The sequence below is a fragment of the Rickettsiales bacterium genome, from assembly GCA_025210695.1.
Classification (GTDB): Bacteria; Pseudomonadota; Alphaproteobacteria; order Rickettsiales; family CANDYO01; genus CANDYO01.
The window spans coordinates 19384-42337 of sequence record JAOARE010000036.1; the positions used below are offsets into that span (position 1 = coordinate 19384).

Genomic DNA, 22954 nt, shown 5'->3' on the forward strand with positions numbered 1-22954 from the left:
TCATTTCTAAATGGTATTATGATGATCCTCCATATCACTTAGTTTAATGAGAAGTTTTGTAACTTTTGTTTCATTAAGAGAATGGGTATCGTAGTATAGTATATTGATGGTTTCTTGATCTTCACTTCTGCCATTATCTCTTTCAAAGAACAGACTACCACTTCCGCCTCCTCCGGAGTAATCGTCATCATCACCAGGGTCTCTGTATGGAGGTCTATATAAAGGCATAGCTGGTTGTCCTTTTTCAGCATATCTTAATAAAAATGGAAGTTGTTCCAGTAGCGTAAGAAATCTATCGCCATATTCTTGATTAAATAATAATTCCTGAAACTCGCTATACACATTATTTATATATTTTATTAAACCTCTAGCTGATGATAGGATATGGTTCTCGGCAAATCTGGCATTATATATATATTGAGATATTCCTCCTATGCTTTCTCCTTCTTCATATTCGTTAGCAATTATAGCTTCAAAGTCTTTTATATTATCTTCATTGCTTGATCCAAATAGTTGTTTTAAAACATATTTATTTCCCATAATGGATGCCACAAACAGTAATTGCTCTGTTTTTTCTTCATCATTTTTAATATAATTATAAATTTCTGTTACAGCATCTTTACTATATAATCTTTGGGCATCTGCGTATAAACTGATGAGTTTATCATGGTTAATTACGAATGGTTTCTCATCTGTTTCTATTATTGATTTTTTTAGATCTTTAATAGATCCTAGATTTCTTGTTTCCCATGCTTCTTGTATATTAGGGGGGTCATATCTTATATCGGACACGGCCATAACAATACAGTGGCTCCTTCCTCCTCCACAGCCAAAAGATCCTGTCTCAACAGGAGGATGGTTATCTCCAGCAGGTTCTAAATGATGTTGATTTTCCTCATTTTCTACTTGTTCCCCTGAAGATTCAGCACTGTTCTCAGATCCAGTCAGTGAGTTTCTACGCTCTCCATGAGATTGGTCGTCAATATTGTGTAAATTATATATTTCCTTAATTAAATTAACAATTTGACTTGCCTTAAATTCATTATCATTTTTATATGCTTTTTTAACTCTTGCTTCTGCTCCTCGTTTGATTGTTCCTACTTTAATCTTAGGATCATATGATTTTGTAAACATGCTCTCAATAATAGCTTTAACTATTATTTCTCCGTGTTCTTTGGCCTGGTCTTCTGTTGTTTTCTTTGCTCTTTCGCTTCCATCTAGTTGTTTTTCTTCTAGATTGTCTTTGAATGATTTGCAAGCTTGGACTATGATTTTTGCTGGGCCATTATTAACCAAATTTGATACGGTTTCAGTTGCCGCAGCAAGAGTGCTTCTTACGCTTGGTTGAATATCGTTTAAATCTAGACGCGTTATTTTTCTAGCAATTTTATCTGAAATTTCTGACATTTCTTGACTATTAAGAGCTATTTCAAGAAAAGTTTCAATTCTTGTTTCAGCCATAACATCATCTGCTTCAGTAAATAATTCGCCTATAAATTCTACTACTGGTCCAAGGAGAGGAACATAAGGGCCTAATTTACCTAAAAGAGTTCCTATTTTTCCTGCTGCTCCATGTTTATCATTTTTTACCATTTCACTATTTATAGCATTTACTGCTATATAGAATGCATTTATTTTAAGTACAATAGTTTTATATAAAGCATATTTATAGAGGTCTTCTTCTATAGCCTCCATTTCTATTCTAGCATGTTCAGTTAATTCTTCCTTGGCTATTACTCTAGTTAAAGCATCCACATTAAAACTTTTTATGAATTTTTCAAAGCTTTCAATTGCTGCAGAGTTTTCATTTACTTGGATTCGCATGCTAAGCGTATGTTGGGCATCTATAGAATCTATAATAGCTCTATTATGCATGGTAAAACCGCTGTTTTTGTCTAAAACATCTTGCTCCCAATCGCCGGTTATATCAATTTCAAGATTCTGAATAAAGCTATATAAAAGGTCTATTTTATATTCAATAGAAAATGGCTCAATATCTTCTTTTTGTTTTAAATTTTTAGATTTGGCGCTCTTAGATTGAAAGAATTTTGGGGTAAGTGTATTATGAGGTGTTGACATTTTTGTAGCTTCTTTCTGGGCATAAGATTTTGCTTGTTCCTGGGCATAAGATAGGATATTTTGTGCTTCTATAGTATTAACTTTTAAGCTTTTCGTTAGATATCTTATTTTTTCTGTTTCAGTATATTGCATCGCTCCAAAAATTTGTATTAAGAAGGAAGCGTCTATATCGTCTGGGTGTTTATTAAAATCAGGAGAGATCTTTATCTTTCCATCGTTGTTAACTGATATTTTTGTAACTATATGTTGACCAAAATATTCACCTTTTCTTTCCACTAATATAAAAACATCAGTTGGTTTGGATAGTAAATGACTTGTTCTATAGCAGAATGTTACCAGAGCATTTTCTGCTGATAATTTAGATCTATCAACTATGCTATAGGCTGGAAGTTCACTTGCTGCAATTTTTATTCCAGATCCTGTATTGGTGAGCATTGGGAGTTTTTCCCTCTTTTTAACAGCCGTTCTAATGATTTCTTCTATTTCTGCAGCATTATCTAATCCATGAAGAGTATAGGTGTTACCGCTATATTCTATAGTATAATATATAGCATAAGAACCGTCATCAGTTACTATTTTGGGAGGATGTATTGAAATTGAAATTTGTAATTCTTTGATGCATAAGCAAACAAATTTACTCTCTTCTTTTGTTATTTTATTATCACTTAGCACTTTATAAAGAATAGATTCTATAACTTCATTTAATTCACTTTTTGCATGACGCTGTAATTCTTTAAAATTAGAACAAATCCACAGCATATCTGAATCGTCATTTACTTTCTTTATGTGTTTTTGCAAAGCTTTATTAGCAACTAAAGTTAATTCCTTTAGTTGTGAATTATTAGGTGCATTTCTTTTATCATTACAGTAACTTATAATTTTTAAAATATCGATCATTCTTGTTTCCCATGGTTCATCAAGCCAAGTTGGGTTAGACTGCAAATGATCTATAAGAATTTTTATTGTATGTTGCTTTTCCTCTTTTTCGTAAGTTTGAAGATTTTCAAATACGGTGTTTAGAGGTGATCGTAAAGTTAAGGTTGTTTTTGTATCCTCATGTTTTAGTGGAGGGCGTCCTTTCTTAGTTGGAGAAGTTAGTTCTTGTGAATTATAAAGTGAATCATGAGATGTTGAAAATTTCATTGCTGGTGACACATTGTCCGTAGTGGAGGAAGCTCGTCTTAATACTTTGTTTAATCCTTGTCCTTCTAGTTCAATCACTTGTATAGCTTTGAGGGCATTAGATGATAAACGTTCATCTTTACTATAAACCGTTAGCTTTTCATTAAATGGCTTTATTTGTTCGTTTGTAAGTTGGTGGTTTCTTATTATCCTGCTTATTGCAATAATTGTGGATTCTATAATTTGGTAATCCTCAAGATCTGATAAATTAGAGAATAAATTATCAAACATTCTTTTGTTATCTATTAGATGAAAAAGTCTGCTATATGTTGTTATTGCAGCCTGTGCCATGGCCATATTTGGTGCTGTGCTGTGGTATTTACTGCGTTCTGCTGCGTATGCTTTTCCATCCTCATCTTCTTTTCCATCATCTATTTTAACTTTGATATTAGAGGTGGATAGTGCATGTTCCTCTTGAGATTTAGCATCTTCTCTCGTCGCAAACATCATTTTATTTCTAGATTGTTGATTCACTTGTTTTTCTAAGAAAGCTAATATTCTATGAGATAAATATCCACTGGACTCTAAAGCAGATTTCCATCGAATGAAATCACTTAATATAGCTTTATCTATAATATCAATGATTTTACTTAGATTAGGTATTCTTGAGTCTAGAGCTTCATTAATCATAACCTGTGATAACAGATGCATCCATAATGTTATAGGTTTATCGATTCCTGTTTCTACGGTTTCATGGATAGTACATGTTACTGCTTCCCAGAATCTTGTGATGGCTATTTGGCCTTCGTTATCTAAATCAGAGAGTGTTTTTGCAATGAATTTTAGAAATGTGAGATATTTAGTTTCGTGGCGATGAGATGCTATAAACTCCGCCGCTTCTTTTGCTTCCGAGGAGCCTTTTTCAAGCATCAGTATATCTTTAAAGGCGCAGGCAGCAAGATATTCTGCAATGCTTCTATCAATGAATTTATAATTCATATCTAATATTTCTGATGATCTCTCTCCAAAGTGTCTAGTAGAACGGTAAGTGTTGCTTCTATGAAGAGGAGGGGCAACAGAATCTTCAACAGGAGAAAAAGACTCTAGGATACCTATGCTTAATAATTTATCGATATCAGAATTATCTTCTATTGTTTCTATTACAATTTGTCTAGACAAGCCCCCTTGTGTTAAATCTACATAAGCTAATTTCTTTAATGTTATTAACTCTGGCAGAGTTTCAATAGGTTCTCCTTTTATAGCCTCATTTATGGGAATAATTTGCTCTCCTAGTCTATTTATTACTCCTCTATAAAGATCAGCTAATGTAATTGTTTTAAGGTCGTTGATATCCTGCATGCAGATCATGGAAGCATGCATGGGGTTAGATAATAGTTCTTTTATGGCATGGTTTTCTTCAGCTATCTTAAGAATTCTATTTGTTCTATCAATATAATAGTCATCAATTCTTTGTTTAAGATTTTCTTGTTTTATTTCTCCTTTATGTTCTTTTATTATTTTTGTCAGCTGAAAAGAGGCTTTCAAACTTCTTGAGCTAGTGCTAGTTTTTAATGAAGAGAACAGGCTTTCAGCGGTTTTTTCTGTTTCATGATTCTCAAAGAAAATTTGTACTTCATTTTTAAGAATATTCGCTTGAGAAATAAAGTATTTTTTTATAAATAATCTTATATTTTCGCTAGCAATACCATCAATTACAATAGCATTATCAAATTCATTTTTTATCAAAGGTACCATTGTATTAGGTCTAGCTGACATAAAAACATTATCAAATTCTAGTATTTGATCAATATAATCCTTTATGGATCTTTCACCTATTAAATGTGCTATCTTGTCATAACCATCAACCACAAATAAGGTTTTTGATTGATCTTCTTTAGCAAAAAGTTCAATGATTTCTTGAGTAGATATTAAATTATCACTAGGAGCTCCTCTTGCATGGATGACTTGCTCTAATGAGGCGTGCACTAAGCATGCTAAAGGATGCATATCAATATATTTTGCGTATCTTGAGCTCCAATAAGGGGTTAGTAATAAGTCTAACTTAATTAAGAAGGTGTGCTCAAATTGTTCTAGTTTTCCTTCAGCATATAACTCTAGTATATGTTTAAGTGTAGTGCTTTTTCCAATTCCTGGATCTCCCTCAAATAAAAGTTTAGTAGGAGGAAGAGCTGTAGTTTTCTCAGATGAAGCTCCTTCCATTATGTAGTTAGTTTGAAGAATATTTACCAAGGGAGGGCAGGGGCTTCTTTCTCCCTCTTTGCTCATGAAATGCATTTCTAAAGGAACATAATTTGCACCATGAACATGACGCATTAGAACATACTGATCTTTAGGTTTTGTTTCGGTAGGTGGCGTGTGTTTGATTTTAAGTTTTTTTTCCAAAGAGAGTTCTGGCATAATAGGCTCCTTCTGTTTTGTGTGTGTTAGAAGAAATAATATAACCAGGGCTTTATTAATTAATGGTTAATAAGGCGTATTTATTCAGCTAATAGTTACCATAGTAGATTTATCTATAACTAATTTGTATTAGTAAAAATGATAAATCTACTTTTCAAATACACATATAATTCAATGTTGGTTATAATATTTATTCTAAACAGAAGGAAGAACTTGCCGAATTTCTTGAAGTGATTTATCCTCTTAACTCATCAACTATAAAGGATATATTATTATTATGGCTGAATATTATATGTGGTTAAAAGCATTTCATTTAATTTTTGTTATTTCTTGGTTGGCTGGATTATTTTATCTTCCTAGGCTTTTTGTATATCATTGTGAAATAAAAACTGGTAGCAAAGAAGATAAGTTATTTCAAACTATGGAAAGAAAGCTACTAAGAGTGATAATGAATCCTGCTATGATTCTAAGTCTTGTTTTTGGATTATGGATAGCCCAAATATATGGATTTAAGAATTTAGGAGGGTGGTTTCATATTAAAATGACTTTGGTAGTTATTATTTTATATTTTCATCACTTTCTGGGTAGAAGGAGAAAAGATTTTGAAAAGGGACAAAATAAATATAGCCCAAAGTTTTACAGAATTATAAATGAAGTTCCTACAGTATTAATGATAGCCATAGTTATATTAGCAATTGTTAAACCTTTTGAGTAATAAATGGTACTACTTTACTTGTTTAAAATGACTGTTTTAAATAGGAAAAATATGCTTGTCCTAATATTCTCTTGCTTTGATCAATGTCTGGTTGAGTTAAAGAAGATATATCTAGTAGATTAGCTAGAATCATCATTTCTAGCAGTAACTGAATGGATAAGGCGCCCAGACTATAATCACTTATTTCTTCTATAATTAGTTCCCTGTAAGGGATTCCTTTTTCTTTGAGTCTATTTGTGTTTAATTTATGATAAGTTTTTTCTATCATCATGTTAACTTCGTTATTATCTACCTTTGATTCATTACATAAAAATGTAAAATACTTATCTTGAGGTCCAGATAGAAATAATTGCCATAATCCATGTTGATCAAATATACCGTTAGTAATTATTGAAGAAAATCCTTTACCCTCTTTTGCTACAATTTCACTAGAGATTTGCATATATCTAACAAATATTTGTTCTAATAGATCATCATAATAGGACATTATATTAATGTTATATCCTTGAGATAATAAATGATAATTAATCCAAGCTGCTTGGATAGCATTATAAGGAGCGTTGAGTACTGTTTTTGCTCCCATAATAATTTTATAAGGGCTCATTCCAATTAGTTTTGCTGGTAGAAGGCCAACTATTGAAAGCGAAGAAAATTTTCCTCCATTGCTAGTATATTCTATAATATTAGCGTCAATTTGAATACCTATGTTTCTTAGAGGGTTATCTCCCTTTGTTATAATAAAGAAATGCTTTCCTAATAAATAATTATTGCCAAAATATTCCTGATATCTGTTAATTATAGTATTAGTTTGATGTAATACTTCTACACTATTACCAGAGCGACTGATAATAATTATTGCTGCATTCTGTAAGTTATTCTGAGTGAAAATTTCTTTTTGTTTCTTTATAGAAAGACTGTCGCTATAAATAAGTTTAAAGTATTTTGATTGATAGTTTTTACAAGCAGTGAAAGCTTTACTAGCGGACATGGAGCCACCAATTGAAATAATGATAGCTCTATTGTAGAGATTTAGAATCTTAGCAGAAATTGTTTCAATTAAAGATATTTCTTGATTGCATAAATCTGCCCCGCACTTTTCATTGGTAAGGTTTATAGCTTTTTCTATTTTTAGTTGGGTTTCTTGAGACTTGGTAGATTTTTCTATTATTTTTTTATTGTTTGAGGATAAGTAAAAATTCTGCCTTATGGTCATAGATTATTGATTTATATTTTGTAGAATGAGATTCTCTCCCTTGGATAAATTATTGTCTTTTTCTTGTTCTGGACTGTTTTTCTTTGCCATTAATTCTTCTGGTGATTGGATATCAAAGTTTGGTGGTACAGTCAGTGGAGGATTAGTTGTCACTTGATATTCATCAGGTTGGTATTTCACTAATCCTGCTTTTTCTTTCAAATTAGTACAAGAAGTAATTAATATTAATAATATTAAATATATAATCTTATTCATATTCAGTCTCTTTTTATATCTATGCTTGAAACTATCAGTATAGCCACACCTAAACATATTGCGCTATCTGCAATATTAAAATTTGGCCAATAATATTCATTCCAATGTAACTGTATAAAATCTACTACTCCAGGACGAAAAATACGATCAACTACGTTGCCAATCGCTCCACCTATAGTAATCCCCAAAGCAAGACTTTCTGCTAACATAACAGAATCTATAAGCCATTTCAATAAAAAGCAAATTATAATTATAGAGAGACATAGAAATATGTAGTTGCTATAGTTGCTTTGGTTGAACAAACCAAAACTAATTCCTCTATTATAGACTAGTACTAAATTGAAGAACTCAGTAACTTTGGTAACAGAAATATACTCAACAAAGTTGGTTACGGCCAAATGTTTTGTGATTTGATCGATAATTAAGGTAAATAAAGCTAGAAATATACTTATTTTTTTCATATTTACTCTTCTTCATAATGAATTAATGCAGCACTACTTAGTAATAAATATGCTATACTTGGGGCAAGTACAGCAATGTTTATTGGTAATACGGAAGTTAGTGCCATAACATTAACCATTTTCTCAAAGAAATAAATAAATATAGCTATGATGCTTGCAACAATAAATACTATTCCAAGTTTACCACTGCGAGGTAAGTTAATAGAACAAGATAGAGCAATTAATACTAAAGATACGTATAATATGGGGCTTGCTATTAATGATTTATAATATAATTCATGTTTTAGAGTCGAGAAACCTGATTGTTTAACCTGAGAGATAAAATTACTTAGATCCCAGAATGGTATAATTTCAGGGTTGGCAATGCTTTCTTGGATTTGATTAATTGCCAAGCTAGTAGGTAAAATAACTTGCTTTAATTGCTCTAATTCTAAACCAGGAGAGTATTTTGTTACATTTTTTAATATTAATAATCCGTCCTCAATAGATATAATATCGGCTTTATAATTATTGGTGAAGTCATGATTCTTACCAGCGTAATATAGAGATGCATTTGATAAAGAGGTTCCATGTTCTATTACATTTTTTGCAGTTATAAATTTTTCATTTTCTGGATTAGGAGTTTGGTCATATAGCCATATACCATTTGAATGGAGAGATACTCGGTTTGATTTATAATCAAAGTATCGATTTTCAAGAATTCTGTTTTTATCTAGAAAAATTGCTGAAATAGGGTGAAGTACCCATAATATTAGAAGGCTGAGTATTAAAGTTGTTCCAATAATTGGGATGCATAGAGACCAAATAGAAATGCCTGCGGATTTTGCAGCCGCAATTTCAAAGTTATTATTTAATTTGGTGAAAGTAAGGATTGATCCAAATAGAAAAATAAAAGGAAGAAATGAAAAAATTAAAAAAGGCACTTTATAAAATGCTATTTTTAACATCTGTAGAATTAAAATTTCTTTTCCTTGTACTTTACGAATTAGTTCTAATAAATCAAGAATAAAGCTGATAAAGCAGAAGGCTAAAAATACATAAAATAAATTTAATAACAAATTGCGTACCACATATAATGATAAAGTAGTAGAAAAACGCATAGTATCTCATTATTTTAGTTTGTAAGGATAGTCAAACATTATAAATATCATCCCGAATAAATCAAGGAATGAATTTTATTTGTTCTTTTTTTTCTCTGGCTGTTGCATCTCTAAATATTTATATCTCTCTGGATCAGAGAACCAATTATCTCGTACTTTTACAAACAAAAATAAGTGGATCTTGCAATCGGTCAATTGTCCTATTTCTTCTCTGGCAAGTATACCTATTTTTTTTATCATTTGACCTTTACAACCTAAGACTATTTGTTTATGTGAGTTTTTTGTTACAAAAATAACTTGATTTACTTTAATGCTTCCATCCTTTTGTCTTTCCCAAGATTCTGTTTCTACAGTTAAGTTGTAAGGAAGCTCATCAGACAAATTAAGAAATAATTTTTCACGAGTGATTTCTGAGGCAACAACCCTTAGAGGAGAGGTTGTCATTTGTTCTTTAGGAAAATACCATTTAGAATTAGGAGACTTAGAAATTAAGTATTGTAATAGATGATTTATTCCATCGTTTTTTAGAGCTGAAACTGTTAATACCTTCTCAAAATTTCTACTATTGCTATATTGTTCAGTTAGTCTATTTAATTTTTCAGTAGTGACCATGTCTTTCTTGTTGATTAATAGAATTGGTTTTATTTTTAACTTAATAAATTCACTAATAATTTTATCAGTATCAGAGCATATTCCTCTGACTGCATCTATTACCAATAAAACCATATCTATTCCATCAAGTCCTGACCAAGCAGTTTTAACGATTGCTGTTTCAAGCTTTTTAGTGGGAGTGAATATTCCAGGCGTATCGACAAAAACTAACTGACTATCTCCCTGGTTATAAATAGCTTTAAGGGTGGTTCTAGTGGTTTGAACTTTAGGGCTGACAATTGACAATTTAGTTCCAATTATTTGATTTAAAATAGTCGATTTTCCAACATTAGGAGATCCACAAATTGCTATAAAGGCTGCTTTTTGCATGCTTGTTTTTCCATTTGTAATAATAATAGTGATGCGGCTTCTTTTTCTGCTTGTTTCTTTGAGTTTCCTTTTCCAATACATTCCTTGAATCCTGGTATTTTTAACTTGACTCTAAAAGTAAGTTTATGTTCAGGGCCCGTAGAGCTGATTAGTTCATATTTAGGAAGGGGGAGTCCTAATTTTTGTAACTCTTCTTGTAGTTTACTTTTAGGGTCAATAGGAACTTCTACCATTTTATCAAGGATGTCATGCCATAAGTTAAATATAATTGGTTTTACGGAATCTAACCCTCCATCTAAATAAATTGCTCCTAGAATAGCCTCTAATACGTTTTCAAGGTTATGAGAATTTCTACGCCCTCCAGATTTATCTTCGGCGTATGTCATTATTATCATCTTGCCTAGGTTTAACTTAAGAGCAATTTGTGTCAGTATTTCTCCAGATACCAGATATGATCTTCTCTTTGCTAGACTTCCTTCGTCTTCTTCAGGAAATTTATTTATAAGAAACTCAGATATAACTAAACTTAATGCAGAGTCACCTAGAAACTCTAGACGCTCATAACTTGTTAAATTTGATTTGTTATGCGCGCATAAGCTTGGATGAGTTAAGGCATGTTTAAGAAAAATTGGATTTATAAAATTATATCCTAATATGTGATTCATAGTCTATGTAGCCAATTAATAATTATAGAATGGTTATTATGTGCTTTGGCTTCGATTAAGGCCATTAATTTGCAGGTTTCAGAATCAGGGGCATGTAGGGCTAGTAATTGATCCATCACAGCTCTGCCTTGAGCAAGCATATCTTCTTTTATATAAAGTTCGGCTAGCACGATATAGCCTTCTTTTGCATCTGGTTTTTTATCAATTAGATTTTCTAGCAATTGAACTTTTTTATTTATTGTTTCATCTTGAGATATATTTACTATTAAATGTGCCAGCATTATAGATGGTAGGTTTATCCATGCTTTTTGTATTATTTTATAGGCTAATTTCTTATCGTTATTTTGAGAATAAAGCCTTGCTAGAGTAGCTACTGCTTCATAATAAGAAGGTTGTAGTTTTAAAGCTTTTTCTAATAGGGATATAGCTTTATCTTTTTGTAAATTAGCAATCAAATAATTTGCATGCTCTAGAAGATTTTTAGTTAACATAGCTTTGTAATCTTTTTTATTAACAAACTTATATCTAAAATATTCATGTATAATATATTCTGCTTTTTCATAGAGGTCTAATGCTGTGTAAATTTCTATCAAATAACTTAATAACCAAGAAGATTTAGGATTAATTAAAAAAGCTTTCTCAGCATAAGCTAACGCTTCATGATAGCATTTCTTTTGTATTCTTAGAGCTATAAGTCCTTTTAATCCAATAAGTTTATAGGATTGATATTGAATTAACTTTTGATATGATTCTTCTAAGTTATCGCTATTAGTTAGTTCATAGAATTTTGTTATAAGCAAAGATACAATAGGGTTTAATTCTTGTATTTGTGAATGATTTTTATTGGCATGAAGTTTTTTGATATTCTTTTTTACTAAAGTTAAGTCTTCGCTATGTAGTGAAGAGAAGCAGTCTAGAAGTAATAATAAATTGTCATGATTTTGTTTTTCATAGTAATGTTTTCTTAAAGAGCTAGGGATGTTTTTTAGAAAAATAAGAAAGTAAATTATTAAGAATAATATTATGAGGGTAATAAGTAAGAATATTGTAGCAAATATTGTAGATATTTCCACGTGATATCCAAGCCATTCGATAATAATATTACTTTCATTGCCCAGTGATATCCATATAGAGCTTAATAGTACTAATAAGCATAAGGTAAAAAGTATTATACGCATTTATTTGCTCACCATATTTTTATTTTGTTTGTTTAATAATATTTCTTCTACTTTAATCAATTCATCATGAATAATTAATTGATTCTTTATATTTAATTTAAATTGATTTAAAGATTTTATATCTTTAGGAAGATCGTTTAGGTGGTTTTCAGCTTTTTGTAGGTCATTTTCCATTAATGCTTGTTCAATTAAAACAACTTGTTTATCTAATCCACCATTTTCTATAGCTCTTTCCCCTATAGGCCTAATAAAAACATAATGATGTATATCAAGAAAATTAGAGTTATTAGGTTGTTGATATAAAGTTATGACTATATCCTTAAAAGCTGCTTTGAAGTAATTCACTGGTTTATTATGTGGGGCTAAATCAATTAACTTATCAAGACGCTGTTTTAATTCATCAGAGTGAATTATATAGCTTTTTAAAACTAATAATTGAGGTGTAAAATCATTTCCTTTTTCAGCGCTGGATTTTACTTTGTAGAAGTTGTGGATGAAGTCATATAGCGCTAGATATGGATCCGATAGAGTTCCTTCTTCTTTAGGTTTAGTGCTTATTGTTTCTTTTGTGCTTGCAATATCTTTTTTTATTGGGGCTGAGGTTTTAGAGAGCTCAGAAATTCTTTTTTGATTAGATCCTAATTTAGAAATTTTTTGATTAATGTCATCAACTTTATAGGTAAGTTGAAAATTAATGTAAAGCGCCACAAGAATTCCTATCCCTAATATCAACATTATGGATACTAGCCATAATTTACGATTAGGAGATTTTGTTTTTACTTTACTTTGTTTATCAGTCATTTGCATATTTTGTCTATTGAGTTCATTATACTCTTGAGAGACGGATCTTTTGATACATAATAAGAATGTAGATTAAGACCTTTCAAGCTATTATTAATATTATCACTTAAGGATAATGAAATTATTCTATCACAATATGATTCTAATTTGTATTTTTTAATGTGGTTTAAGAATATTTGAGCTGTTCTTTTGGAGAAAAAGAGACATAATTTTAAATTATCTGATTGAATAAATTTAATAAACTCATTAGAAGCAGATTCAATTATTTTTGCTTTATATACTTCCAACCTAGTAATCTTTTTATTTAAAGAGCTTAAGTCATCGCTAATATCTACCCCAGATAAATATAATAAATTACTATATGGTTGAATGAAATTTTTTAATTCTTCAATATTGGCTCCTGCGTAAATACTATTTATAAATCCCAAAGACCTTGCAAATTCAGTGCTGTGTTCACCAATTACAAATAGTTTTAATTTTTTATCTGCATTTACGATTGCTTTAATAGCATTTTTGCTAGTAATTATAATAGCTTCATATTTATCAAAATTCTTAAAGTTTATGTTCTGAAATAATTCAATTTCAAGTAAAGGATTAATAACAGGATGGTGTCCAAAATTAGTTAACTCTTTAGCTAATATAATTGCTTCATCGATGGGCCTTGTAATAAGGATTTTCATGATATTAGAAATGGTTTAAGTTTAATGCCCATTTCATGTCCTATTTTATGGGCATCTTTAGTAGAACCTCTTGCTTTGTCGCGAAATATTTTTCCTTTGGAGTTAATAACTAAACAATCGAGGCTTATTTGATCATCCTTTAGAGTGGCATAAGCGGCTATAGGTACTGAACAGTCAGCTTCAAGGCATTCTAAGAATGCTCTTTCTGCTGTTGTACAAATTTCTGTTTCAGGATGATTAATGCTGCGAAGAAGCTTGTAAATATTTTTATCGTTTTTTCTGCACTCCACTCCAATTATTCCTTGAGAAATAGCTGGTAGAAACTCTTTAATTTGTAAAGGAGAATATAGAGATTCTTCAATGTTTAATCTTCTTATTCCAGCCATTGCTAAGAATGTGGCGTCCACCTGGTTTTGTTTTAATTTTTCTATTCTAGTTAAGATATTGCCTCTAAATGGTACGATTTTTAAATCCGGTCTATAATGTAAAGTTATGGATGCTCTGCGTATAGAAGATGTTCCCACGGTAGATCCTTTAGGGAGTTCATCTAAAGTCTTGTAATTATGAGATATAAAAGCATCACGAGGGTCTTCTCTTTTTAAGCAAGTGGCAATAGTTGCTTTTGGGTGAAGATTAGCAGTCATGTCCTTTAAAGAATGTACAGCAAAATCTATTCTGTTATCTAATAAGGCCTCTTCAATTTCTTTGATAAATAAATTTTTCCCCCCTATTTCAGAGAGACTTTTATTTAGAATCTTATCACCAATTGTTTTTATTTTTACAATTTCGAATTGATTATAAGATAAATCAGGATTGCTCTTAATTAATGATTCGCAAACTAATTCTGTTTGGGTTAGCGCCAATTTGCTATCGCGTGTGCCGACTTTATATTTCATAAATTATTGATTCGTATTGAAGTTAGGTATCAATATATCCTTAAGCCCTAAATATAATTTTGTTTTTGGATTAAACTCCGGTTGATCCAAAGCCACCTTTTCCTCTTGTTGTATTATCTAAATCTTCAACTTCATTGAATTTTGCTTGAATATATGGTGCAATAATCATCTGAGCAATTCTCATTTCTCTAGAAATAACAAAATCTTTATCTCCCAGATTAATTAAAACCACTCCAATTTCTCCACGATAATCAGCATCAATTGTTCCTGGTGTATTTAAAACAGTGATTCCATTTTTAAACGCTAGTCCAGACCTTGGCCTAATTTGAGCTTCGTATCCGTCAGGTAATGCAATAGATATTCCAGTGGGAACTAACACACGTTGATTTACTTTCAAGGTAATATCCCCATCAATAGCGGCCATTAGATCCATTCCAGCACTATGAGAAGTTGCATAATGAGGCAATTTCATGTTTTTACCATGAGCTAATTGTTTGATTTTTACTTCTATAGTCATAATTTTCTTTCCAACATCATTTGTTTGATTTCACCAATAGCTTTGGCAGGGTTTAGGCCCTTAGGGCAAGTTTTAGTACAGTTCATAATTGTATGACAGCGATATAATTTAAATGCGTCTTCTAATGCATCTAAGCGTTCTCCTTTTGCATCATCTCTGCTATCTTGTAGCCAACGATTAGCTTGAAGCAATGATGCAGGTCCTAAATATTTATCTCCATTCCACCAGTAGCTTGGACAACTTGTACTACAACAAGCGCATAATACGCATTCATATAATCCGTCTAGCTTTTCTCTTTCCACTGGGGATTGTAATCTTTCTGAAGTATCAGGGGGAGGGGTATCATTCTTCATCCATGGCTCAATTGATTCATATTGGGCATAGAAATGATTCATATCCACAACCAAATCTTTTATAACCGCCATATGGGGAAGGGGATAAATATTAACCTCTTTTTTATCATCACAAATTTCTTTAATACAGGCTAAAGTATTCGTTCCATCAATATTCATTGCACAACTACCACAAATTCCTTCGCGGCATGAGCGGCGGAAAGTTAGACTAGCATCATGTTCCGATTTTGCTTTTATTAAAGCATCCAATACCATTGAACAATTGTCCAGGTCCACTTCGAAGTTGTCTATTCTAGGTTTTTGTCCATCCTCTGGATTAAAGCGATAAATATTAAAGATTTTAGTTTTTTTTGCGTTTTTACTAGCTTTATAAGTTTTTCCGCTTTTCTTATCAATTCTTGAGTTTGGAGGCAATCTTAATTCAACCATTTTAATATACCCTCTTTTTTGGTGGTACTACTTTTACTTCATCTGTTAAGGTGTATTGATGAACGGGACGGTAATCAATTTTTACTTTACCTTTACTATCTATCCAAGAAACTGTATGTTTCATCCATTTTTTATCATCACGTTCTGAGAAATCTTCTCTAGCATGTGCCCCACGGCTTTCTTTACGATTATGTGCGCAATGCATGGTTACTACAGCTTGGTCTAATAAATTCTGTAATTCTAAAGCTTCAACTAAGTCGCTGTTCCAAACCATTCCTCTGTCGCTAATGCCAATATCATCTGCGCTTTTAAATACTTTATCGATTAGCTTTACACCTTCAGCTAAACTTTCTTCAGTTCTAAACACTGCTGCATGATTCTGCATCACATGCTGCATATCATCACGAATATGTGCAGTAGATAACTTACCTTTAGAAAAGCGCACTTTGTCTAATCTTGCAATAGCTTCTTCTCCAGCGTTTTCTGGAAGTGCTTTATGAGGCATGCCAGGTTTTATAGTGTCCGCAGCTCTAAGTGCGGCTGCTCTACCAAATACTACTAAATCTAATAATGAATTTGATCCTAAGCGGTTTGCTCCATGAACAGAAACGCATGCACCTTCACCAATTGACATAAGACCAGGAACAACGTGATCAGGATTTCCATCTTTTATAGTAACTACTTCAGTATGATAATTAGTTGCCACACCTCCCATATTATAATGAACTGTAGGTATAACTGGAATAGGAGCCTTGGTTACATCAACTCCGGCAAATATTTTTGCTGTTTCAGAAATTCCAGGAAGTCTTTCATGAAGCACTTCTGGGTCTAAATGGCTTAAATTTAAGTGGATATGATCTTTCTTTGGACCGCAGCCTCGTCCTTCTCTAATTTCAATGGTCATTGCTCTGGATACAACATCTCGGGATGCTAAATCTTTTGCAGATGGAGCATATCTCTCCATAAATCTTTCACCTTTACTGTTAAGTAAATAGCCTCCTTCGCCTCTACATCCTTCAGTTATTAGGCATCCAGCTCCATAAATTCCTGTGGGATGAAATTGAACAAATTCCATGTCTTGAACTGGAAGTCCTGCACGTAGGGCCATTGCATTTCCATCACCAGTGCAAGTATGGGCAGAGGTACAAGAGAAGTAAGCTCTTCCATATCCACCGGTAGCCAAGACAACTTTGTGAGCTCTGAAACGATGAATGGTTCCATCATCTAAATTCCATGCCATTACTCCAACGCATTCTCCGTCACTATCCATAATCAAATCTAAAGCTATATATTCAATAAAGAACTTTGCTTGATGCTTTAAAGCTTGTTGATATAGAGTATGTAAGATTGCATGGCCGGTTCTATCTGCAGCTGCACAAGTTCGTTGTGCTGCTTTTCCTTCTCCATAGTGAGTAGTCATTCCGCCAAATGGACGTTGATATATTTTTCCTTCAGCTGTACGGGAAAATGGAACTCCATAATGCTCAAGTTCTATCACAGCTTGGGCAGCATTTTTACACATATATTCAATAGCATCTTGATCGCCAAGCCAGTCTGATCCTTTGATGGTGTCATACATATGCCAACGCCAATCATCTTCTCCCATATTAGCAAGAGCAGCACTCATTCCACCTTGAGCTGCCACTGTATGGCTACGAGTAGGGAATACTTTAGAAATACAAGCAGTATTAAGCCCTGCTTCTGCCATACCAAAAGCAGCACGCAATCCTGCTCCTCCTGCTCCTACTACCACTACATCATAGTAGTGATCAATTATTTTATAACTATTTGATACCATGAGTGTCTCTTTTAATTAAAGCTAAATGTTGATAAGTGAATAGCGAGTATAGCGCAGATTCCAGAAATAGCAGTTACAAAACTGAAGAATTTAAGAAACAAGATTAAACTTGTTTTTATAACATGACAATGGACATAATCTTCAATGATTTCCTTCATTCCTAAATTTCCATGATATAAACCCACTCCTATAAATAGAGATAGAAGCAATGTAGAAAATGGAGAAGTAAATAATGAAGTAATCACTTCTAATTCTTGATATTCTGCTGCTTTAATCATGAAATATGCGAACCATATTACTAGAGGTATTAAGGCGACAGCAGACACTCTTTGGGCCCACCAACTTATTGTTCCTGTTCTAGAAGCTCCTAAGCCTTTTGCTTTAGATAATGGAGATTGAAAATTATTACTATTCATATTTATTTTACCCCTATGATGTCAACAGGTGACGTGTAGCTACATACCATAAACCAACACACAATGGTTAGTAAAACTGACAATCCTAGGACCATTTTACCAGAAAAATAGGTGGTTTTTAATTCGAAACCTTTTCCTGCATCCCAAAATAAATGCCTTATTCCATTCAGTTGATGATAAAAAAGAGAGAATGTCCAACCAAGAAGCATAAATTTAAATAGTCCAGCTATCAGAATGTTGCTATAAATATATTCACCAATTTCTATAATCATATATGGGAAATAAACGGTGGCAAAAACCACCCAGGTGAACACGGCTAGGCCAATATATAGATAGGCCCCTGTAATTCTATGTAATATTGAAAGAGCGGAGGTAAGCTGCATTTTGTATATAGATAAATGTGGAGAAAGTGGTCTGTTTTTATGTAAATCTAAAGTATCAATTAATTTTGGTTTTTGTGCCATAGAAATTCCGATATATTAATTAAATCACATAAGTAATCTATAGTAGAGTTTATCTTTTGTAAAGTATTAGGATAAAGTTAGGCGTCTATAAATCAAGAAACTATTGTATTTTTATTCTTCTTTTCATGTTCAATTAGCCATTTTTTTCTATTTATCCCCCCAGCATAACCGCCAAGATTTCCATCATTCCTAAGTATGCGATGACAGGGAATAATAATTGCTAAGTTATTAGATCCATTAGCGTTAGCAACTGCCCTATGTGCTGAAGGACGATTAATCATATTAGCTTGCTCTAAGTAGCTTTTTGTTTCTCCATAGGGAATTTTCATTAATGCTTCCCAGGATGTTTTCTGGAAAAGAGTGCCTGTGGTAGAAAAAGGGGTATTAAATGTTTTTAACTTGCCTGCAAGATAAGCTTCTATTTCAATCTCGATAGATTCTATAGGAGGGCAGCAATCGGAAATAATATTTGCTTGAAGTTTTGTTTTTAACGCTTCAACTCTTTGCTCTAAGTTACGACGTTCAGAAAATTCTAATAGATATAACTTTTTTTTATCTGCGATGGCTAGCATTGGTCCAAGTAATGTATTAAACCAAGAAGATACTAGGGGGGTACATTTTTTATTTAGATTAGAGTCTAATTTATTTTTTATCAATATTGCCTCTATCTATAGCAATCTACATTGCTTACTAAATATAATTTTTATATAGGGTAAGATTTAGAGCGAGAAAGATGCTGCTGAACAATATCAATTTCTTGGATAATTTTTTTGTTAATATTATTTGCGCTTAATTCCACCGCCACACCAATTGCATTAGCAAAAGCAATAGGATCAGCTCCTCCATGGCTTTTTACCACTATTCCATTTAACCCCACTAGCATAGCTCCATTATAATATCTTCCGTCAATTCTCTTAAAAGTGGATTTAAGGGCTTTTTTAGATAGTAAATAACCAATTTTAGATATAAAGCTGCTTTTGAACGCGTTTTCCATGAGTGTTTTACACATATAAGCTGTGCCTTCAGCCATTTTTATGGCGATATTCCCTGAGAATCCATCTGCCACCACCACATCAACAACACCTCTGGTAATATCATCAGCTTCTATATAGCCAGTAAAATTCAAACAGTCTTGGTTATGCAAGTTTTGTGCTGCAGTTTTAATGGTTTCATTGCCTTTGATTTCTTCTGATCCTATGTTAAGCAAGCCAATACTAGGTTTGGTTTTTCCAAGGATCACTTTTGCAAAAGCATCTCCCATTATAGCAAATTGTACTAAATTAGATGGTTCGCATTCAGCATTTGCGCCTAGATCTAAAGATACTATTTTATGGGTGTCTGTCGGGAGTAATCCAATTATAGCAGGCCTATCAATTCCAGGTAATGTACGAAGAGACAATTTTGCAACGGCCATTAATGCTCCAGTATTTCCTGAAGACACTATTGCGTGAGCCTGTTGTTGTTTTACAGCTGTAATTGCCATTCCCATGCTAGTGTTTTTACTATTACGCATAGCATAAGAAGGTTTATCATCAGAAGCTATTTTATTTTCAGAATGAGTAATTAAAGAGGCAGCTTTAAGCTCTTGGTACTTATTAAGGATGGGATCTAAAGTTTCTTTGTTACCAAAAATATGATATTCGATTGAGATATTTGGATCTTTCGTCCGTTGATTAATAAGAGCAATATTAGCACCTTCAATCACAGATAAAGGAGCATAATCTCCTCCCATTGCATCCAGTGCCACTATAATTTTCTTACTATTCATAACGATCTCGACCCCTCAACCCATATATCTTTAATGAGTTATTCTGTCTCAGCTTCAGTGTTTTTAACCTTAGGAGTTATCACTTGACGACCTTTATAATATCCATCTTTTAATGAGATATGATGAGATAGTTTGAATTCACCAGTTGTTGGATCTACAGTAATGTTAGCTGACTTTAAAGCGTGGTGAGAGCGACGTTGGTCTCTTTTAGATTTTGATATTTTCTTCTTTGGTACTGCCATTTTCTTTTAACCTATTTATTTTGCATCTATTTCTATAACTGCACAACTTAACATAATTTCTTGTAAATTGAAATAATTTAAATTATTTACTGTAAATAAAATAATTGTGCTTGCGATATAATACTCTATAATATACTTTTCAAATGAAATCTAGTCTAAAATTGTAAATACTCAATCATGATAAGAATATTTTTCCTAATTTTTTTAACTTTTTGTTGTAGCTCTTGTATTAAAACAATTCATGTTTCTGGTCATTTATTTAAAGAAGGCGAGATTCAATCCCTAGAAAAAGCTAAAAATAAAGAAGATGTTGAAGATTTATTAGGTAGTCCCACAGTTGTTTCAGACTTTGGTCAGGAAACTTGGTATTACATTACTACCAAAAAAGAGACTATTGCATTTTTACCAGACACCGTTATAGAGCAAAATATTATATCAATAACATTCAAGAATAATTTGGTAGATGCTGTTTATAAGTATAATGAGAAAGATGCTAACAAAGTACGTTTGGTCTCTGAATACACTTCTACTAAGGGTAATGATATTAGTACCGCTCAGCAATTATTCAGCAATGTGGGTAGGTTTAATGATAATAAAGAGCCAGAAGCAGTTAAGCCACGCAGTGGATTCTAAAGCTTAGTTCAGAAGTTGGTTAAGCTTTTCTCTTGCTTTTATAAGTTTGTCCATTGTTTCTTCTAGTGAAGGAAGCTCTAATTTGCTTATAGGAGATTTGAGATATACAGCTGCGCCTTTTATTGAATATTCTTGATTATATAAAAGATCTTTTATTTTTTTGAGCAGGTTTATATCTTTTTGAGAATAGTAACGGCGACCGTTATATTTTACTGGTTTTAATTGGGGGAAATTTTCTTCCCAGAATCTAATAACATGACTTGGTACGGATAAAATCTTAGAAACTTCTCCGATGGTTCGTAAGGCTTTTTCAGCTTTCATTGATGGCCTGCTTTAATTTAGCGGAGGCTTGAAATCCTACCACTTTACGAGGTTTAATCATTACATCTTCATGGGTGTTTAGGTTTCTGCCCATTCTTGATTTTTTATTTTTTACGGAAAAGCTGCCAAAATTAGCAATTTTCACTGAATCATCTTTGGCAGACCCATCTATTATGCTAGTAAAAATATCATCCACAATATCTTCAGCAATAGATACAGGAATGCCTGTTTCATAAAGAATGGTTTTAGCAAGTGTATTTTTAGTAATGCTGCTCATTGATTGTACTGATATTTATTAACCTATTGTAATACAGTATATATCTTAAATTTATGCTTTCAAAGTAAAAAATTATAAGTGAATATTATCTTATGTAAAAATAATATCCACAAGTTTAGTTAAAGATCTACATCATCATTAGAAGAAGATAATCCTGCTAATGAAGTCATTGTATTTATTAAGTTAACTCCTAGTTCAATTGCTGGTGGTGCGGTAGTAATTGCTAAGCCGGCTGCAAATGTCATAGGAAATGCTACTTTGCAATATGACATTATTGCTGTCAATGCATCTGCTGCGCTAGGTTCTAAATGTGACTTTACCAGATCTATTGTATAATGTGCTATATATGATTTTCCTACAGCAGAAGTAAAGCTTTCCATAGTGCCTGAAATGCTAAAGCCTTTGCATAAGTAATAATCTAAGAAAGATTTATCTTTATTGTTTCCGCTAAGTTGATCGTTAGCATAACGAAGTGCTGGGTTAATGGCTTTTCCAGTAACCACACCACCTACAAACTGCATTTCTGGAGAAAATTCAATTCTCTCAGGCAACAAGTTTTTTTACAGGATCTGGAAGCTTATCTGTAACTTGATCTGTAATTTGAGCTAAATTTGGAAATTTTATTTGTGGGATGTGTAGTCCATTGGGTGGCGTTAATTGCGCCGCAAATCCTCCAAGAAGGTACCCAGCATCAGTTCCAGTTCCACCAAGAGGTGATCCTCCTGTATTTCCGTTTCCACTGTCATCTTCATGGTCAGGCCCCTTTTTTTTATCATATAATCCTGATTCTTTGTCTCCACCTTCGTGATCAGACTCTCCGCCATCGTCTCCGTGGTCTAATTTTTCTTCGCCATCTTTATGATCAGTTCCTTCTTTTTTATCATTTCCCTTTAATGCTTCATCTTCGTGCTCGGATTCTCCGCCTTTATCATCTGATTCTGATCCACTTCTATTTTCTTCTTCAATAATATTTAGGGTTTCTTGTTCACTAAATCCTCCATTTGGAGAAGGGCTTCGTTCCCCATTAGGATCAGGAGTAAGAACGGGAGTTCCGTCGTTCCCTGCGGTGGATTCTGATCTTTGTCGACTTGGAGATTTTTCTTCGATTGTAGAGGTTGGATTGTTTTTATGTTTTTCTTCTTGTATCATAATAATCTCCTTGATATTTTAGT

The 22954-nt window shown here is 32.5% G+C and carries 25 protein-coding genes; 2 read left to right on the forward strand and 23 right to left on the reverse strand.

Annotated elements, in window-relative coordinates; translation table 11 throughout:
- Window positions 1-6: 6 nt before the first annotated feature.
- Entirely contained in the window at window positions 7-5619 is a 5613-nt protein-coding gene (locus N4A31_05740; GenBank protein MCT4635722.1) for an NACHT domain-containing protein, read from the reverse strand.
- A 277-nt stretch (window positions 5620-5896) separates the two neighbouring features.
- Between N4A31_05740 and hemJ the strand changes: the two genes are divergently transcribed.
- A complete protein-coding gene (gene hemJ / locus N4A31_05745; protein MCT4635723.1) occupies window positions 5897-6334 on the forward strand; it encodes a protoporphyrinogen oxidase HemJ in 438 nt (145 codons plus the stop codon).
- A gap of 22 nt (window positions 6335-6356) precedes the next feature.
- Here hemJ and N4A31_05750 read toward each other — a convergent pair whose 3' ends face one another.
- The 18 genes from N4A31_05750 to rpmF form a co-directional block, all read right to left on the reverse strand.
- On the reverse strand, window positions 6357-7547 hold the full coding sequence (locus N4A31_05750) for a hypothetical protein (protein MCT4635724.1): 1191 nt from the start codon (window positions 7545-7547) through the stop codon (window positions 6357-6359).
- A 3-nt stretch (window positions 7548-7550) separates the two neighbouring features.
- Entirely contained in the window at window positions 7551-7802 is a 252-nt protein-coding gene (locus N4A31_05755; GenBank protein ID MCT4635725.1) for a DUF3035 domain-containing protein, read from the reverse strand.
- 2 nt (window positions 7803-7804) lie between these two features.
- Window positions 7805-8263: a signal peptidase II gene (gene lspA, locus N4A31_05760; protein MCT4635726.1), complete on the reverse strand. Its 459-nt coding sequence runs from the start codon at window positions 8261-8263 to the stop codon at window positions 7805-7807.
- 2 nt (window positions 8264-8265) lie between these two features.
- Window positions 8266-9363, reverse strand: a complete 1098-nt coding sequence (locus tag N4A31_05765) for an LptF/LptG family permease (protein MCT4635727.1) — start codon at window positions 9361-9363, stop codon at window positions 8266-8268.
- A gap of 75 nt (window positions 9364-9438) precedes the next feature.
- On the reverse strand, window positions 9439-10344 hold the full coding sequence (era, locus tag N4A31_05770; protein ID MCT4635728.1) for a GTPase Era: 906 nt from the start codon (window positions 10342-10344) through the stop codon (window positions 9439-9441).
- A complete protein-coding gene (gene rnc / locus N4A31_05775) occupies window positions 10323-11009 on the reverse strand; it encodes a ribonuclease III (GenBank protein ID MCT4635729.1) in 687 nt (228 codons plus the stop codon). Before rnc ends, era begins: the two co-directional genes overlap by 22 nt.
- Window positions 11006-12187 carry a hypothetical protein gene (locus N4A31_05780; GenBank protein ID MCT4635730.1) on the reverse strand — a complete coding sequence of 394 codons (1182 nt, stop codon included), beginning with the start codon at window positions 12185-12187 and terminating at the stop codon, window positions 11006-11008. The genes rnc and N4A31_05780 overlap by 4 nt, the downstream gene beginning before the upstream one ends.
- Window positions 12188-12988, reverse strand: a complete 801-nt coding sequence (locus N4A31_05785) for a hypothetical protein (protein ID MCT4635731.1) — start codon at window positions 12986-12988, stop codon at window positions 12188-12190.
- Window positions 12985-13668: a uroporphyrinogen-III synthase gene (locus tag N4A31_05790; GenBank protein MCT4635732.1), complete on the reverse strand. Its 684-nt coding sequence runs from the start codon at window positions 13666-13668 to the stop codon at window positions 12985-12987. Before N4A31_05790 ends, N4A31_05785 begins: the two co-directional genes overlap by 4 nt.
- The gene (gene hemC, locus N4A31_05795; protein MCT4635733.1) at window positions 13665-14564 is read right to left on the reverse strand and encodes a hydroxymethylbilane synthase; all 900 of its coding nucleotides are present in this window, start codon (window positions 14562-14564) and stop codon (window positions 13665-13667) included. The genes N4A31_05790 and hemC overlap by 4 nt, the downstream gene beginning before the upstream one ends.
- A gap of 70 nt (window positions 14565-14634) precedes the next feature.
- Entirely contained in the window at window positions 14635-15081 is a 447-nt protein-coding gene (gene dut, locus N4A31_05800) for a dUTP diphosphatase (protein MCT4635734.1), read from the reverse strand.
- Entirely contained in the window at window positions 15078-15863 is a 786-nt protein-coding gene (locus N4A31_05805) for a succinate dehydrogenase iron-sulfur subunit (protein MCT4635735.1), read from the reverse strand. The genes dut and N4A31_05805 overlap by 4 nt, the downstream gene beginning before the upstream one ends.
- A gap of 1 nt (window position 15864) precedes the next feature.
- Entirely contained in the window at window positions 15865-17661 is a 1797-nt protein-coding gene (gene sdhA, locus N4A31_05810; GenBank protein ID MCT4635736.1) for a succinate dehydrogenase flavoprotein subunit, read from the reverse strand.
- An 11-nt stretch (window positions 17662-17672) separates the two neighbouring features.
- The gene (gene sdhD, locus N4A31_05815) at window positions 17673-18077 is read right to left on the reverse strand and encodes a succinate dehydrogenase, hydrophobic membrane anchor protein (protein ID MCT4635737.1); all 405 of its coding nucleotides are present in this window, start codon (window positions 18075-18077) and stop codon (window positions 17673-17675) included.
- Between the two features lie 2 nt (window positions 18078-18079).
- Entirely contained in the window at window positions 18080-18541 is a 462-nt protein-coding gene (sdhC, locus tag N4A31_05820) for a succinate dehydrogenase, cytochrome b556 subunit (protein MCT4635738.1), read from the reverse strand.
- Between the two features lie 92 nt (window positions 18542-18633).
- A complete protein-coding gene (locus N4A31_05825) occupies window positions 18634-19113 on the reverse strand; it encodes a methylated-DNA--[protein]-cysteine S-methyltransferase (GenBank protein ID MCT4635739.1) in 480 nt (159 codons plus the stop codon).
- A 131-nt stretch (window positions 19114-19244) separates the two neighbouring features.
- Window positions 19245-20309 carry a phosphate acyltransferase PlsX gene (gene plsX, locus N4A31_05830; protein MCT4635740.1) on the reverse strand — a complete coding sequence of 355 codons (1065 nt, stop codon included), beginning with the start codon at window positions 20307-20309 and terminating at the stop codon, window positions 19245-19247.
- Window positions 20310-20347: 38 nt separating this feature from the next.
- Complete coding sequence (gene rpmF / locus N4A31_05835) at window positions 20348-20551, reverse strand: 50S ribosomal protein L32 (protein MCT4635741.1); 204 nt, start codon at window positions 20549-20551, stop codon at window positions 20348-20350.
- A gap of 177 nt (window positions 20552-20728) precedes the next feature.
- Between rpmF and bamE the strand changes: the two genes are divergently transcribed.
- Entirely contained in the window at window positions 20729-21184 is a 456-nt protein-coding gene (bamE, locus tag N4A31_05840) for an outer membrane protein assembly factor BamE (GenBank protein ID MCT4635742.1), read from the forward strand.
- Window positions 21185-21187: 3 nt separating this feature from the next.
- On the opposite strand, the gene N4A31_05845 is transcribed toward bamE, so the two are convergent.
- The 4 genes from N4A31_05845 to N4A31_05860 form a co-directional block, all read right to left on the reverse strand.
- Window positions 21188-21505 (reverse strand): MerR family transcriptional regulator, encoded by a 318-nt coding sequence (locus tag N4A31_05845; protein ID MCT4635743.1) that lies wholly within the window; start codon window positions 21503-21505, stop codon window positions 21188-21190.
- Window positions 21495-21782: an HU family DNA-binding protein gene (locus tag N4A31_05850; protein ID MCT4635744.1), complete on the reverse strand. Its 288-nt coding sequence runs from the start codon at window positions 21780-21782 to the stop codon at window positions 21495-21497. The genes N4A31_05845 and N4A31_05850 overlap by 11 nt, the downstream gene beginning before the upstream one ends.
- 119 nt (window positions 21783-21901) lie before the next feature.
- The gene (locus N4A31_05855) at window positions 21902-22333 is read right to left on the reverse strand and encodes a hypothetical protein (GenBank protein MCT4635745.1); all 432 of its coding nucleotides are present in this window, start codon (window positions 22331-22333) and stop codon (window positions 21902-21904) included.
- Window positions 22326-22931, reverse strand: coding sequence for a hypothetical protein (locus N4A31_05860; protein MCT4635746.1), 606 nt, complete (start codon window positions 22929-22931; stop codon window positions 22326-22328). The genes N4A31_05855 and N4A31_05860 overlap by 8 nt, the downstream gene beginning before the upstream one ends.
- Window positions 22932-22954: the final 23 nt, after the last annotated feature.